Source organism: Rhodococcus sp. 05-340-2 (assembly GCF_002258915.1).
In the GTDB taxonomy this organism is placed as follows: Bacteria; Actinomycetota; Actinomycetes; order Mycobacteriales; family Mycobacteriaceae; genus Rhodococcoides.
This window is the reverse complement of sequence record NZ_NOYU01000010.1, coordinates 169,132-183,889: the sequence shown is the minus strand read 5'-3', so window position 1 is coordinate 183,889 and position 14,758 is coordinate 169,132. Positions and strand designations below refer to the sequence as shown.

Genomic DNA, 14,758 nt, shown 5'->3' with positions numbered 1-14,758 from the left:
CGCCCCTCTTCGGGTACGGTCAGCGACCTTCGAATTGTGGTGCTTGCTTACCGACGAACGCGGCAATGGCACCTCGCGCATCGGACGTCCCGCCGGTAATCGCAAGAGCGTCGATCTCGTCGAGCAAGTGCTCGGACAGGGTATTGGTCGACGATTCGCGAAGAAGTCGGCGCATCTTCCCGAAGGCTCGAGTGGGGCCCGACGCAAGCGATACTGCAAGCGAGAAGGCCGTGTCGGCCAGCCGGTCGGCGTCGACGACCTCGGTCACCAGCCCCCACTCCACCGCCTCTTCGGCGCCTACCCGGTAGTTCTGGAAGAACATCTTCGCGGCACGCCGTGGTCCGACGAGGCGGGGCAGGTACCAGCTTCCGCCCCCGTCGCCGGACAATCCGATCGCTGCGAACGCCGTCGAGAAATGTGCGTTCGGAGCCGCCAGCACGAAGTCGGCGGCGAACACGAAGCCGAGACCGCCGCCGGCAACGGCACCCTGCGCAGCAGTCACGATGGGTACATCGAGCATGCTGAACAGCCGGAACGCTTCGTGGAACGGGCCGGTCATCCGCCGCAGCAGCGGTCCGATCTGCTCGGGGTCGCCGTCGACGAAGTAGGTGATGTCGCCGCCGACAGTGAGGTTGGTTCCCGATCCTTCGATGAGCACCGCTCGCACGGTCGGATCCGCCGCGCACCGTCGGGCCACTTCGAGCGTGTCCTCGGCCAGGGCGAGATCGATGGCGTTGCGCTGTTCGGGCCGATCGAGGGTGATGCGCGCAACGCCCTGTTCGACGCGATATCGGATGGTCGTCAGCTGCCGTTCGCCCCGCGCTGTTCGATCGACTGCCTCGTGCCAGCGTTGTGAGTCGGTCAGCTGCACCAGTTTCGAGACTTTGCCGTCGACGAAGGTCAGCACGTGTACGAACTCCGCGTCCAGGGTGGCACCCGTCGACCTACCGGTGCCGACATACCTTCCCGCCACGTAGAGCCGTCCGTCCTCGAGCCCGACGAATTCTTCCGGGCGGGCCGCCGCCGAATATTCCTTGGCGATGCCACCCCAGAAATTCCGCCGCATGTCTGCCGCGTCGGAGTAGTCTCCGCCGAGGCCGAACGGGAGCCCCTCCGTTGCGTGACCACGAAAGCTGGGATGCAAGACGTTCTTCAGCACCTCACGGTCACCACTGGCCAACGCCGCATACAGCGCGCGAGCGGTCTCGATCGGTCCGGCCTCCGCCATGATGCCCCTTCCTCGTGGTTGTCGAATTTAATATAAATAAAAATAGCCTAGCCCGTCAAGGCGCTGCTCGACTATCGACTCGGCGCGTTGCCGACGACCGAGACGAAGGAGACGCAACCGCCGGGACGACCACCCAGATTGTGCGTCAGCGCCAGCCTTGGGTCGTCCAATTGGCGACGCCCTGCGCGCCCGGAGAACTGCAACCAGCACTCGTAGAGCATCCGCAGCCCGCTGGCACCGACCGGATGCCCGAAGGACTTCAGGCCGCCGTCCGGGTTGACGGGAAGGCTGCCGTCGGAGTCGAAATCGCCGGCCAGCATCTCCTTCCAGGCCTGTCCCCGGTCACTGAAACCGAGGTCCTCCATCAGGACGATCTCGGTCGGAGTGAAGCAGTCGTGCACCTCCGCCAGCGACAATTCTCGGCGCGGATCCTCGATACCTGCCTGCGCGTAGGCGTCGCGTGCACTGTGGACCACCTCGGGGAAGGTCGTGAAGTCGTAGGCCGGATCCACCGCACCTCGCATCGGCCCCGCAGCCAGCGAGAGGCCTTTGACGTACATCGGTGTGTCCGTGTAGTTCAGCGCGTCCTCGGCCCGGACGATCAGCGCGCAGGCAGCCCCGTCGGACACTCCCGAGCAGTCGAAGACACCGAGTCTTCCTGCCACCTTGGCGGCACCTTCGATCTTCGAGCGTTCGACTTCCTTCCGGAACTGAGCCTTGTCGTTCTTCGACCCGTTGACGTGGTTCTTCCACGCCACGTGCGTCATCGCGCTGCGCATGTCGTTCGGATCGACGCCGTACTTCGCGCAGTAGGCAGGATCGAGCAACGAGAAGGCCGCCGGTGCCGTGAGTGACAACTCACTGGCTGTGCCGTCCGCAGGCGGATCCGCACGCAGCAACCCCGAGAAGCCCGAGTCCTTGAGCTTCTCGACGCCGACGGCCATCACCGTGTCGTAGGCACCGGAGGCGACCGCGTAACACGCATTGCGGAAGGCCTCGGAGCCGGTGGCGCAATAGTTCTCGACCCGGGTGACGGGTTTGTAGTCGATGCCCAACGGCCTGCTCAACGCCAGTCCGGACTGTCCGGATCCGAGAGTGCCGAGCCAGTACGCGTCGACGTCCGCCAGGCTCAGCCGTCCGTCGGCCGGCAGACATTCCTGCACGGCATCGATCACGAGATCGTCGGCGGATTTGTCCCACCGCTCACCGAAGGCGGTGCAGCCCATCCCGACCACCGCAACACGGTCTCGAATCCCATTGCTGGTCATACCGACTCCTCCACTGCGGAACGATCCTCGCTCACCGGTCGCGCCTTCCAGAAATAGTTGTGCACTCCACCCGCGGTGAACAGCCGTCGAAACGACAGCTCGACGCGACTTCCCACCGTCACCGAGGACGCCGCGCCGTCGGCGACCTCCAGTGAGTACCGGCCACCCCCGTCGAAGTCGACGACGGCCTCCACCACCGGAGGCGACGGCGAGAACGCCAGGCGATCGATCGTCGACGTAGCCACCGTCCCGCGCGCACCGCGCCGAGATTCCGGGTGCATGGAGTCGACGCTGCCGCAACCGCGACACACTCTCGCGGGCGGAAGGTGGACGAATCCGCAGCGATCACAACCGGATCCGACGAATGCGAACTTCCATGCCGTCGCGCGCCCCGAGGGCGGCGCGGCCGGTCGATCGGGTTCGGGCCGTCGCGGCGGCTCACGGTCGAGGAGCCCACGCCACGACAGGTAGGTCAGATACGAGATCCGGTGTCCCCCGCTGCGTTGTTCGGCAACAGGACGTCTCGCACGATGGTTCACGATGCCGGGAAGGACGCGCAGAACCAGAGCATCGCATCCGTCGACCGCGGACAGGACCAGAACGGTCTCCCCCGGCGCAGCCGAGTCCAATACCTCCGCCAGCGCGATCCCGACGTCGGCAGCACCACTGAACCCCAACGTCGACGTGACCGTCGAGACGGTTCCGGAGGCCAACGCGGTCAGCCGCTTTCGAATTCCACTGTTCGGCGAGGTGAGTACGACGTGGTCCGGTGCATCGACACCCGCGGCAGCGAGCGCCCGGCGCTGCACCTCCGCGATCAACGGGGTGTACTCCTCCTGGCCGTAGCGCTCTTCCCACTGGCTCCCGCCGATCGACGCCGGATCCCGCCAGCGATCGAGGAATTCGAGCGTCGACGACGCCGTGGACAGCAATGCTGCGATTCCGGTGCCCTGTTCGGTGGTCTCGGCGAAGACGAACGCAGCTCCGCCGTCGCCGCCCGACCGTTCGTCCGAGGAACCGGGTCGTCCGGTCCGCACGTCGGACATGACGGCCATACCGCCGGATTCGGCCGCGCACCTGATGGCGGCCATCGACGACTTTCCGGTGCCACCGAAATCCGCGCAGAACACGTCGGAGGGCAAACCCAAGGCAGCATGAACTGCAACGGCATTGGTCTTGTCCGCGTATGCGTGAGACGAGCTCGCGAAGTACACCGTTGCCGGTACGTACTCCGCCGCCGACGCGGCGGAGGCTGCCTCCACGGCGATGGTCGTGCTGTCCTCGTCGAACGAGGCCACCACCCGATCTGCTCCGCCCACTCGGCCACCGATGTCCTCGGGTGCCAGTCGGTAGGTGGGGAGGTAGGCGGCGTAGGACACCAACTCGGCAGTCATGTCAGGCCCTCTCGAACATGGCGGCGATTCCCTGGCCGCCGCCGATGCACATGGTCTCGAGTGCGTACCGCCCCCGGCGACGCTGCAGTTCGTTGAGCATCGTCGTCATGATGCGTCCGCCGGTGGCACCGATCGGGTGCCCGAGGGAAATACCGGAACCGTTGACGTTGAGTCTGGAATCGACGTCGTCGAGTGTCAGACCCCAGCCGGACAGCACCGCCAGAACCTGTACAGCGAAGGCCTCGTTGATCTCGATCAGATCCAGATCCGCGAAACCCAGGCCGTTCTTGGCGAACAACTTCTGCACTGCGCCGACCGGTCCGATCCCCATCATCGACGGCTCGCATCCGACGGCCGCCCAACTGTGCAGGAAGCCGATGGGCTCGAGACCCAACTCGTCCAACCTGTCCTCGGCCACGACCAGACAGGCACTCGACGCGTCGTTCTGCTGGGCCGCGTTTCCCGCGGTGACCGTTCCCCCGGCGATGAGGGGACGCAGGCGAGAGAGAGTCTCCATCGACGAGTCGGGTCGAACCCCCTCGTCCCGGGTGACCGTGATCGGATCACCCTTGCGCTGGGGAACATTCACCGGGACGATCTCGGCGTCGAACGAACCGTCCGCCCACGCTCGAGCGGCGGCGCGGTGACTGCGCACCGCGAACTCGTCTGCCCGCTCTCGGGATATCTCGTACTTCTGCGCCAGATTCTCGGCCGTTTCGATCATTCCGCTGATACGCCCGAACCGCCATTCCGGCTGCGACCGCTCCCGCCCGCGATCGAGCCGGTCGTACAGTGCGAGGTTTCCCGACCGAGAACCCCAGCGAGCCGAGGTGGTGTAGTGCTCGATGTTGCTCATCGACTCCACCCCACCCGCAAGGACGACGTCCGCCGCGCCCGTCTGGATCATCATCGACGCGGTGACCACAGCTTGCAGCCCGCCCCCGCATCGCCGGTCGGTCTGAAAGCCAGGAACTGCCACCGGGAGTCCGGCATCGAGCGCAGCCCATCGTCCGATACACGGGGCTTCGGAGTTGGCATACGACTGCGCGAACGCCACGTCCTCGATCCGTTCGGGATCGACTCCCGACGCAGCCACCACGGCCTGGATCACCGCCGAGGCCAAATTTTCGGCCGGAACCGGGCGCAGGGCACCGCCGAAGGCACCCACCGGGGTTCTCAGTGGTGCCACGATTGCTGCGCGTCTCATCTGACAGTTCCTCTCGTCAACTGATGTTCTCCTCGAAGAATCGGCTCGGCCGCGACCGCGAGTTCGCCGCGGTGCACCGGGTCGGCCAGCCTCAGCATTTCCTCGACCCGGCGTTCGAGCGACAACCCCCGAAGGTCGGCAATGCCGTTCTCTGTCACTATGATTGCCGCGTCGGCCCGCGGTGTGCTGACCGGACCGCCGAGTGCGGCCACGATTCTGCTCCGCCCGCGGGCCGACGATGGCAGAGCCACGATCGGTAGTCCGCCACGTGATGCGGCCGCACCGCGCAGGAAGTCCATGGCCCCGCCGACTGCACCGACGTACTTCCCCGCCGCGACCTCGGCATTGACCGCTCCGAACACGTCGACCTCGATGGCCGAGTTGATCGCGGCAAGAGCATGCTGCGCGGACAGTATCGCCGAATCATGGGTGTAGCCGGTCGATCTGACGTTCACGGCGGGGTTTCGATCCACGAAGTCGAAGAGTCGACGCGTACCGGTGACGAACCCCGCGACGGCAATGCCGCGGTCGAGCGACTTGCGTGCTCCGGTGGCCGCCCCCGACTCCATCAATTCCATGGCGGCTTCGTTGAGAACGCCACTGTGGATACCGAGATCGCGTCGACCGTTCAGCTCACGCAACACTGCCTCGGGTACGGCACCGATCCCGAATTGAAGGGTCGCTCCGTCCTCGATCAACGACGCCACGTTCCGCGCCACTGCGTGCACGACGTCGCTCGCGTGAGCCGACTCCATCTGCGCCGGCTCACGCGAGCTGCGAACGGCCGCGGTCCACTCCCCTGGGCCGAGAGTCCTGGCACCCGCAACCACCGGTGCCCTGTCGTTGATCTCGACGATCACGACGGCGGCCGAATCGATGACGGCCGAGAGGTAGTCGTCGGTCAAGCTCATCGAATGTCGACCGGTCTCGTCGGCAGCCGAGACCTGAACGAACACCACATCGGCCCGCGCCGGACCGGACGTCAACAAGTCCGGAATGCGCGAGTAGTGCACCGGTGCGATCTCGAGCAATCCTGCTTGGTGCAGTGCGGCATTGCTGCCGGTCCCGCAGTACGAGGACAACGAGAGTCCGTCGACCGACTCCGGCTGCAGGATCGACCGAGCCGGAATTCCGACAAAACACCGAACCGGTCCGATCTGATGGCTTTGTGCAACAAGAAGTTCGGTCAAGGTCTGCGGCTCACCGCACGCCTGACCCCATACGATGCTGTCGCCGGGCCGAACGAATCGCGTGAGATCGAGTGACTGTTCTGCGCCGATCACGCTACCCGGCACTGTTGTTGTTCCATCTGTCGGACGACGGATCGAGCAACTGATTCAGATGGCCGTCGCTGAGCCATACGATGGTCTCCAGTTCCAACGCATCGAGAAACCGAACCCGCCCGGTCCGCAGATCCTCCAGGCGAAGCCGAATGCCGTTGCCGGAGCGGTCGAACGTCACCTCGACTTCGGCGAACTCGCTGCCGACGATGTCGCCGGGCGAGGTATCGCCTGCGTCGGAACTGCCTGCCCCCACCACCGTCATATCAAGAAACCCAGTGTGGCAACGGCTTTGTCGTGATCGACGAGCACGACCTTCTTGTAGGCCAGCGCGAAGCCGGTCTCCGTTCGTCGCAGCCGATACGTGGTGCGTCCGCCCCAGATCTCGTTGCCTCGCGTCCTGGACTCGAAGACGATGAAGTTGCACCCTACTTCGACGTCCACCCCGCCCGCCGGATTCCGTCGACCGCCCAGAATCTCGACGTTGGACAGCAGGCGACGCATGTGCGACGGCGGTGCCTGGGCATACCGCTTTCCGGTACGAACCTGCTTCAGCCGGGTCGAAATTCGATTCCTGTTGTCGTAGATGATCGACACACAGGTCAGCGGGTCCGAGTCCATGTCCGAGGCGGGAACCCAGTAGATGGCGTCGTCGGTCCACAGCGCCTCCCACGAGTCGTAATCGTTCTCGTCGGCGAATCGTGCTTCCCGATAGAGGAACTGCTCGACCTCACGAAGATCGGTTCCTGCCGGCACATCGACGAGTCCGTCGGCGATCTCTGCTGTTTTCACTGGTCGGCCTCCATCAGTTTCTTGTAGTGAGCCCAGAAGCCGCGCATCCCGACCTCGTCCGTGGCCGTGCCGATCGTGAACCCGTTCTCGTCGGTCTGCTCGCGATGGATACCGCGACGCACGTCGAGCCACTCCGGTGCGAGCATGCCGACGCCGCGCTGGTTTCGCTCGTACATCTCGGTGTCGTCCGCGAGCAGCATTCCGGCCGGTCCGACGGATCCGATCGACTGAGAGATCATGCGCTTGTTCAGTTCCGGCGCTCCGGCGAGCTGCACCGCGGTTGCATACTGCACGCACTCGTCCGCGGCGACAGGCTGAATGTTGAAGACCTGGATCTCGGCGATGAACAGGTTGGGGAACACCATGACGTGGGGTGCGCCCTCGACGAGAATTCGTTCGGCATCCTCACCGTGACGGGCCCGGATCGCCTCGACGTAATCCGGTACGCGAGATTCCGTGGTACCGAACCAGCGCATCGGTTCGTCGAACTTGCGGAACTCCGGTCGAAGGTCGTTCTCGCTGTGGCCGTTTCCGAGGTTTCGCGTCACGGCCGTCGACGCATCGCTGTACAGCGCGCCGATCGGCGAGCCGGTCACGCCGAATATCGATCCGTGGACGAATTGCGGGTGATAGCCGTCGGTCTCGTTCTCGGTCAGCAGCTTCCAGTTGGCCTTGGTCTTGTGTTGCAGCCACCCTGCGGTGAGTTCGACCTTTCCCTCGGGCGAGAGATTCGCGAGCCGATCGATCTCACCGGCGGCTCCGCCCAGGTGCTCGACGAGGCTGGGTCCGTCCTGCGCGAAGCTGCCGAACACGAAGCCCTGGTAGGACGCGACTCGTGGGACCTTGCCCATGGTCAGGTCGAGGTTGTTCTTACCGCCGTACCCCTTGTTGTACGGATACCCCAGCAGCTCACCGGTGTTGCGGTACGTCCAACCGTGGTACGGGCAACGGAACGAACTCGAGTTGCCGCGCGCGTCGTCGCACACCAGATTCGCTCGGTGTGCACACCGGTTCAGCAACAGATGCACCTCGCCGTCGCGGTCACGGGTCATGACCACGTCCTGCAGGCCGAGCTTCTTGCGGATGTAGTCGTTGGGCTCGGGGATCTCACTTTCGTGCCCCACGAACACCCATGTGGTGTACCAGATCTTGGCAAGTTCCTCGGCGAAGATCTGGTCATCGGTGTAGAGCGATCCGTGCACGCGGGTCGGCTCGATCAATCGGGAGTACTTCGACTCCCCGGACGGACTTCCGGCACCGGTGGTGTCCATCCCTGCGGGGACGACTGCGGTCATACTCCACTTCCTTCCATGGATTGGGCTGCTGCCGCTGTCGCCAGCTGCACCAGTCGAAACTTCTGCACTTTGCCGGTCGGGGTTGTCGGAAGCTCCTCGGCGTCGAGGAAGACGACCTTCTTCGGTACTTTGAATCGCGCCAGATTCGATCGGCACAGCTCGATCAGCTCGGCTGCTGTGACGGTCGAGCCGGGTGCACGAACCACGACGGCACAACCGATCTCGCCCCATCGGTCGTCCAACAGGCCTATCGCGAAGACCTGGCTGATGCCCTCGTGTGCCGCGAGCAGATCCTCGATCTCCTTCGGCATGACCAGCTCGCCGCCGCTCTTGTAGAGCTCCTTGCTGCGCCCGGTCACCTGGAGGTACCCGTCGTCTCGGACCAGGCCGAGGTCGCCCGAGTGGAGCCACCCGCCCCGCAGCGCCGCCGCAGTTTCCTCGGGCTTGTTCCAGTAGCCCATCATTGTCGACGGCCCCGAGGACACCAGTTCGCCTTCGGAGCCGTTCGGCTGCAGTTCACCGGTGAGCGGATCGACGGTGCGATAGACCACCAACGAGTCCGATCCTTCGATGCTGGCCGCGCCGGCGAGTTTGGGCCGGCCGACGGTATCGGATGTGAGGGAGAGCGGGTCCTCGGGCAGCGTGAGTGTCATTGCCCCGCCGCACTCGGTCATGCCGTATCCGGTCACGATCTCGGAGACGCCGAATTCACGTTCGACCTTCTCCCACAGCCACACCGGGGCCGGGGCCGATCCGCACAGGATCGCGGTCAGTGACCGGAGATCGTACTTGTGCCGGTCGGGATGTTCGACGATCGCCACAGCCATCGTCGGCACGCAGAGAATGTCCGTTGCCCCGAATCGTTCGATTCCCGCGAGATAGCCGACGGGGCTGAACGAGGTCTGGGGAACGATGGCACCGCCGACGAACATGACCGACAGCAGACCCTCGACGTAGCCGAACATGTGATAGCACGGTAGCGAGAACAGGATTCGACGTCCGTCCTCGTACGCTCTGGTCAGGGCGGACGCGTACCCGGTGCGCAGCACCGCATCGTGGGTGACGAGTACACCTTTGGGCGAACCTGTGGTCCCCGAGGTGTAGAGCATGTCGCCGATGTCGGTCGGATCCGCACCGTGGCCCGCGGCCGCGTCGGCATTCTCGATGCCGAGGCCCGACAGGTCGGCCACGGTCATGGCACTCACGCGTCGAGTACCGCCGGTTTCGAGCACGACGACCGAACGCAGAGCGGGCACCGCGTCGGCGGCCGAATCGGGCCGTGTCGCGAACGACAGGGAATCCCACCCCGGCGCGATCTCGTCGAGCATGGCCACGTAATCGAGCGTCGAGTACGCGTTCATCGTGATCAGCACCCGGCACTCGGACTGCTGCAGAACGTATTCCAGTTCGTTCTGGCGGTACAGATAATTGAAGGGGATGGCGATCGCTCCAACGCGGGCGATGGCGAACTTGAGCGGAACGAACTCGGGGTGGTTGGCCATGAGCAGGCCGACCCGATCACCTCGCTGGACCCCGAGCGAGGCCAGGCCGTCCGCAAGGCGGCGTGACTGTTCGGCCACGTCGGAGTACGAGTACGTGACCTCCTCCGTCAGCACCAACGGACGGTGCCGATAGCGATCGGCGCACTCGTCGAGCCAGCCGTCCAGAGTGCGCGGTGTCCACTCGGGATGCTCGCTCATCAGCGCACTGCGCCGATCCTCGATACCGGTAGTCATGCCAGCCTCACTTTATTCTCCGTTAGATTAATAAATGTACCCGAGCGCAGAGAACCGTTCATCCCTCACCGACCCACGAATTGCGGTCGACGTCTCGCATGAAATGCCTGCACACCCTCGGCGAAGTCCTCGGTGTCGAACAGAACCGCTTGGTTCTCCACTTCCAGATCGAGCCGCGCATCGCGGTCGACGATCCCGCTCGCCAATGTCGCCTTGATCGCCGCCAACGCTAATGGGGGACCTGCTGCCGCAGCGGCCGCATCGGCCAGCGCGGCGTCGAGAGCGGCACCTGGTTCGACGACGGAATCGACCAGACCGAGTTCTCCCGCTTCCGATCCCGAGATGCGCCGCGGGAACATCAGCAACTGCTTCGCTGCTGCGACTCCGATGCGATCGGGCAGGCTGGTGAAGATTCCCATGTCCCCTGCCAGCCCCACCCCGGTGAACGTGGTGCCGAACAGGCTGTCTCGCGCGGCGACCACACGATCGCAGGCCAGCGCCAGCGCCGTGCCCGCCCCGAATGCCGGGCCCTCCACGGCCGCGATCACCGGCTTACCTCGCCAGAGTGCACGAATCACTCGCTGCGCCGCCTGCGCTCGCGGGCGGGTCAGCTCGGGAGCTTGCCGCGCCATCGTCGAGATGTCACCACCCGAGCAGAACGCCCCGCCTGCACCGGTCAACACGATCGCTCGCACCGAGTCGTCGTCCATCGCCGCTTCCACTGCCTCGGCAAGGACTACGCGCAGTGGCATGTCGATCGCGTTCTTCACCTGCGGACGGTTGAGTGTGAGAACTCGGACGCTGTCTCGATCCTCGACCGTCACCAGGGTGTGTTCGTCCGTCGTCACAGTTCGACTCACCGCCCGACGAACGTGGGGGCACGACGCTCGAGCACGGCCGCCAGTCCTTCGAGCGCGTCTGCCGTTCCGGACAGCTCCGATACCGTTCGCGCTTCTTCGGGAAGCTGACCTGTCACGCCTGCACCGATACCGGCCCACACCAGCCGCTTGGTCGCGGCCAGCGCGAGAGGGGGCAGCTGGGCCAGACCGAGCGCGAGTTCGTCTACTGCGCTGGCCAACTCGGCATCGGGGACGACCGACGTCACGATTCCGCAGTCCTTGGCTTCCGCCGCCGACAACACCGAGTTGGTGAGCAAGATTTCCATCGCCTTGCGCAGTCCGACGAGCTGGGTCAGCGTCACCGTCACGCCCGCATCCGGTGCCATCCCGACGCGGACCGCGCCGGAGAAGAACTTCGCCGACTCCGTTGCTATCACCAGGTCGGCTGCGCACACCAGGCCGAAACCCCCGCCGCCTGCGGCGTATCCGTGGACCGCGGCGATGACCGGGACTTTCAGCTGAATCAGTGCAGACGTGGCGATCTGCAGCCACGCCGTGGCTTCCCGAAGATATTCCGGTAGGTCGGCTCCCTTGGACTGGAAGGTCTTCACGTCACCGCCGGTGCAGAAGTTCCGGCCTTCCCCGGAGATGACGACGACCTTCACGGTGGGCTCGGAGTGGCATCGGAGAATCGCTGTGTGCAGCGCGACCAGGAACTCGACGTTCATTCCGTTGGACGATTCCGGGCGATTGAGCCGCAGTCGCGCGACGCCCGAATCCTCGACCTCCAGCAGTACCGGACCGGTCTCGATCAATGTGTTGCTCACTGTCATCGAATTCCTCTTCCTCGGGGATGCGTTGGACTACCTGCTGTTGAAGCTGGATACACCGGAGCCCCCGGCCTCGCCGGATATGTGGGAGACAACGGCCTCGCGTTCCATGGCGAGGCCCTCGCTCAGAGATGTCGCGGACCCATCGCACACCAACCGTTTGATGCCCACGAGGGCATCCCTGCGCTTTTCGGTGAGTCTCCGAACGAAACCATCCACACCGGAATCGAATTCGTCGGGCTCGAACCCGCGATAGGCAATTCCCCACTCGACTGCATCCCGGCCCGAGAGACGATCGCCGGAGAGGATATGCCCCAGTGCCCGTTGCCTTCCGACAAGTCGAGGTAGCCGCTGCGACCCGCCACCACCGGGTACCTGGCCGAAATTCGAGTGGTTGTCCGCGATCTTGGCGTCGTTGCGTACCAGCACTATGTCGGCGGCCTGCATGAACTCGAATCCGCCTGCCATGGCGTAGCCCTCGACGACGGCGACGACCGGCACCTCGACCTCCGAAATCGCGGCGCAGGCCGCGCCGAAGTTGTCGAACAAGGGTTGCAATGCCGCCGGGCCCGACTCCCGCAATCTCTCGACCTCGCCGAAGTCGCCACCGACGCAGAAGTTTCCGCCCCGGCCGCGAACAACGACGACGCAGACATCCGGCCGAGTTCCCAGGGTCCGGATCGCATCCTCCAACCGACGACCAAGCTCGATCGTGATGGCATTCATCTGTTCGGGCCGATTCAGAAAGACTCGGCCGACGCGGCCGTCCACGACGGTGTCGACGACGCTCACATCAATCGACCTCCGCCGACCTCGAGGACGCCGCCGGTCATGTAGCTCGACAACTCACTGGCGAGGAAGAGCACTGCATTGGCCACTTCCCGAGGCTCTCCCGCGCGCTTCATCGGGATCGCGGCCTCGCGCTCGGCGAACACCTCGGGCGGCATCGCCTCGGTCATCGCCGTTCGGATCAGCCCGGGCTGTACCGAATTCACCCGCACGTTGTGGTGTGCCAACTCCTTGGCCGCTGCCTTCGTCAGGCCGACGATGCCGGCCTTGGCGGCGCTGTAGTTCGTCTGGCCGGGATTGCCCGACTTCCCGGACAGGGACGAGATGTTGATGATCGACCCGGACTTCTGCTCGCGCATCACGGCCGACGCTGCCCGAACACCGAGCCAGGTACCACGCAGATGCACAGTGATCACAGCATCGAAATTGTCGACCGTCATCTTCTTCAGGGACGCGTCCCGCGTGATTCCTGCGTTGTTCACCATGATGTCGAGGCTGCCGAAATGCTCGACGGCCCTCGCCACCAGGGAGTCGACCGCGGCCTCGTCCGTGACGTCCGCACCGACTCCGATTGCACGGTCACCGAGGGCCACTGCAGCTGCAGTGGCCGCTGCGGCGTCGAGATCCGCCAGGACGACCGACGCACCACCTGCGTGCAGCACCCGAGCGATCTCGAGGCCTATCCCCTGGGCTGCACCGGTGACGATCGCCGTCCTACCCTGCACCAGGGCCACGTCCACTACGTGCCCGCTCATCCGATGTACCGCACGACGGACTCGATGACGCTCGCCGGCTTGGTGGCACCCTCGACGTTCATCGTCGTCACGAACACCGCCTGCACCGCACCCTCCAGGCTCTGCACACTGTCGATCCGGGCGGAGGCCGAGAGCCGGGCACCGACACGAACCGGGCTGGGAAAACGCACCTTGTTCATTCCGTAGTTCACAGCCATCGAAATGTTGTCGACCCGGTAGAGCTGGTTCAGGAACAGCGGCAGCAGCGACAGCGTGAGCAGGCCGTGGGCGATGGCGCCTCCGAACGGCCCGGACGCAGCTCGCTCGGGATCGACATGGATCCACTGGTGATCGCCGGTTGCATCGGCAAACAGATCGACCCGCTCCTGGTCGACGACCAGCCAGTCGGTGGTTCCGAGATCGCATCCGGCTGCGTCCTTCAGCTCGTGCAACCCCTCGAAGATCTTCATACAGCGCCCCATCTCGTAGGTATAGTATTTGAATTGAATCTAAATTAAAGTAAGCGTCCAGTCAATCGTCGGACGGCAGCGAAGGGGCAAGAATGGATCTCGGATTGGTCGGCGCGCGGGTGCTGGTGACCGGAGGCGCGTCCAACATCGGACGGGGCATCGTCCACGCCTTTGCGGAGGAAGGCTGCCGGATCGTCATCAGCGACATCGACGGCGAGCAGGCGGACAAGGTTGCCGCAGAAGCCCTCGCCCTGGGTGCGGAGTCCGCGCTGGTCTGCCCGGGCGACCTCACCGACCCGGACGCCGCCGACGCAGCCGTCGATACGGTCACGAGCAATTGGGGCGGCATCGATGTCCTGGTCAACAACGCGGGGTGGAGCGTGCCGGGGTTCCTGAGCGAGGACACCGATCGCGCACGCTGGCAACGGACCGTCGAGGTGAATTTCTACACCGCGGTAGCAACCACCCAGGCAGCCCTGAAGCCGATGACCGAGGCGGGGTGCGGCTCGATCGTCTTCATCGCCAGCGACGCGGCGTTCGGACAGATTCGCCAGGGGATCTACGGGGCCACCAAAGCGGCGGTGGTCGCGCTGGCCCGAACGACCGCAAAAGAGCAGGGCAGGCACGGAATTCGATCCAACATCGTCTGCCCCGGCCTGGTCATCCCGGACGGACCGGAGGCGGTGGGCAGCGGAAGCCTGTGGTCGGTCGGCCAGGACGCCGTCTTCGACGACAAGCAGATCGAGTATCTACAGAAGGACACTCCCCTACGCCGGCTGACGACCGCCGACGACGTCGCCAAGTCGGTTCTGTGGCTGTCCTCCGAATCCGCCGCCCGCCAGGTGACCGGTCAGATGTTCTCCGTCAGCGGCGGATACACGATGCCATGAGCACGC

General features: G+C 64.9%; 15 protein-coding genes. 1 reads left to right on the top strand and 14 read right to left on the bottom strand.

Annotated elements, in window-relative coordinates; all coding sequences use genetic code 11:
• Positions 1–19 precede the first annotated feature (19 nt).
• From CH271_RS05180 to CH271_RS05115, 14 genes are all read right to left on the bottom strand, one after another.
• A complete protein-coding gene (locus tag CH271_RS05180; RefSeq protein WP_094632903.1) occupies positions 20–1,228 on the bottom strand; it encodes an enoyl-CoA hydratase-related protein in 1,209 nt (402 codons plus the stop codon).
• Positions 1,229–1,299: 71 nt separating this feature from the next.
• Positions 1,300–2,496, bottom strand: a complete 1,197-nt coding sequence (locus CH271_RS05175) for an acetyl-CoA acetyltransferase (RefSeq protein WP_094632902.1) — start codon at positions 2,494–2,496, stop codon at positions 1,300–1,302.
• Entirely contained in the window at positions 2,493–3,890 is a 1,398-nt protein-coding gene (locus CH271_RS05170) for an OB-fold domain-containing protein (protein WP_094632901.1), read from the bottom strand. The genes CH271_RS05175 and CH271_RS05170 overlap by 4 nt, the downstream gene beginning before the upstream one ends.
• Position 3,891: 1 nt before the next feature.
• Positions 3,892–5,097: an acetyl-CoA C-acetyltransferase gene (locus CH271_RS05165; RefSeq protein ID WP_032367187.1), complete on the bottom strand. Its 1,206-nt coding sequence runs from the start codon at positions 5,095–5,097 to the stop codon at positions 3,892–3,894.
• On the bottom strand, positions 5,094–6,392 hold the full coding sequence (locus CH271_RS05160) for an acetyl-CoA hydrolase/transferase family protein (protein ID WP_256986281.1): 1,299 nt from the start codon (positions 6,390–6,392) through the stop codon (positions 5,094–5,096). The genes CH271_RS05165 and CH271_RS05160 overlap by 4 nt, the downstream gene beginning before the upstream one ends.
• Positions 6,382–6,588, bottom strand: coding sequence for a hypothetical protein (locus tag CH271_RS05155; RefSeq protein WP_032367469.1), 207 nt, complete (start codon positions 6,586–6,588; stop codon positions 6,382–6,384). The genes CH271_RS05160 and CH271_RS05155 overlap by 11 nt, the downstream gene beginning before the upstream one ends.
• A 50-nt stretch (positions 6,589–6,638) precedes the next feature.
• Positions 6,639–7,169: an aromatic-ring-hydroxylating dioxygenase subunit beta gene (locus CH271_RS05150; RefSeq protein ID WP_032367188.1), complete on the bottom strand. Its 531-nt coding sequence runs from the start codon at positions 7,167–7,169 to the stop codon at positions 6,639–6,641.
• Positions 7,166–8,440 carry an aromatic ring-hydroxylating oxygenase subunit alpha gene (locus CH271_RS05145; protein WP_094633171.1) on the bottom strand — a complete coding sequence of 425 codons (1,275 nt, stop codon included), beginning with the start codon at positions 8,438–8,440 and terminating at the stop codon, positions 7,166–7,168. The genes CH271_RS05150 and CH271_RS05145 overlap by 4 nt, the downstream gene beginning before the upstream one ends.
• 20 nt (positions 8,441–8,460) lie before the next feature.
• Complete coding sequence (locus tag CH271_RS05140) at positions 8,461–10,200, bottom strand: class I adenylate-forming enzyme family protein (protein WP_094632899.1); 1,740 nt, start codon at positions 10,198–10,200, stop codon at positions 8,461–8,463.
• 65 nt (positions 10,201–10,265) lie between these two features.
• A complete protein-coding gene (locus CH271_RS05135; RefSeq protein WP_256986280.1) occupies positions 10,266–11,048 on the bottom strand; it encodes an enoyl-CoA hydratase/isomerase family protein in 783 nt (260 codons plus the stop codon).
• Positions 11,049–11,056: 8 nt separating this feature from the next.
• Positions 11,057–11,872, bottom strand: a complete 816-nt coding sequence (locus CH271_RS05130) for an enoyl-CoA hydratase/isomerase family protein (RefSeq protein ID WP_094632898.1) — start codon at positions 11,870–11,872, stop codon at positions 11,057–11,059.
• Between the two features lie 30 nt (positions 11,873–11,902).
• Positions 11,903–12,661, bottom strand: coding sequence for an enoyl-CoA hydratase/isomerase family protein (locus tag CH271_RS05125; RefSeq protein ID WP_094632897.1), 759 nt, complete (start codon positions 12,659–12,661; stop codon positions 11,903–11,905).
• A complete protein-coding gene (fabG, locus tag CH271_RS05120) occupies positions 12,658–13,398 on the bottom strand; it encodes a 3-oxoacyl-ACP reductase FabG (protein WP_094632896.1) in 741 nt (246 codons plus the stop codon). The genes CH271_RS05125 and fabG overlap by 4 nt, the downstream gene beginning before the upstream one ends.
• Positions 13,399–13,409: 11 nt before the next feature.
• Positions 13,410–13,862: a MaoC family dehydratase gene (locus CH271_RS05115; protein WP_094632895.1), complete on the bottom strand. Its 453-nt coding sequence runs from the start codon at positions 13,860–13,862 to the stop codon at positions 13,410–13,412.
• 92 nt (positions 13,863–13,954) lie between these two features.
• Here CH271_RS05115 and CH271_RS05110 point away from each other — a divergent pair, with 92 nt between their 5' ends.
• Positions 13,955–14,752 (top strand): SDR family NAD(P)-dependent oxidoreductase, encoded by a 798-nt coding sequence (locus tag CH271_RS05110; RefSeq protein ID WP_094632894.1) that lies wholly within the window; start codon positions 13,955–13,957, stop codon positions 14,750–14,752.
• The last annotated feature ends 6 nt before the right edge of the window (positions 14,753–14,758 follow it).

Bases quoted from the DNA above. Each gene is read 5' to 3' on its own strand.
- CH271_RS05180 (WP_094632903.1), bottom strand. From the start codon at position 1,228: ATGGCGGAGGCCGGACCGATCGAGACCGCTCGCGCGCTGTATGCGGCG.
- CH271_RS05175 (WP_094632902.1), bottom strand. From the start codon at position 2,496: ATGACCAGCAATGGGATTCGAGACCGTGTTGCGGTGGTCGGGATGGGC.
- CH271_RS05170 (WP_094632901.1), bottom strand. From the start codon at position 3,890: ATGACTGCCGAGTTGGTGTCCTACGCCGCCTACCTCCCCACCTACCGA.
- CH271_RS05165 (WP_032367187.1), bottom strand. From the start codon at position 5,097: ATGAGACGCGCAGCAATCGTGGCACCACTGAGAACCCCGGTGGGTGCC.
- CH271_RS05145 (WP_094633171.1), bottom strand. From the start codon at position 8,440: ATGGACACCACCGGTGCCGGAAGTCCGTCCGGGGAGTCGAAGTACTCC.
- CH271_RS05140 (WP_094632899.1), bottom strand. From the start codon at position 10,200: ATGACTACCGGTATCGAGGATCGGCGCAGTGCGCTGATGAGCGAGCAT.
- CH271_RS05130 (WP_094632898.1), bottom strand. From the start codon at position 11,872: ATGACAGTGAGCAACACATTGATCGAGACCGGTCCGGTACTGCTGGAG.
- CH271_RS05115 (WP_094632895.1), bottom strand. From the start codon at position 13,862: ATGAAGATCTTCGAGGGGTTGCACGAGCTGAAGGACGCAGCCGGATGC.
- CH271_RS05110 (WP_094632894.1), top strand. From the start codon at position 13,955: ATGGATCTCGGATTGGTCGGCGCGCGGGTGCTGGTGACCGGAGGCGCG.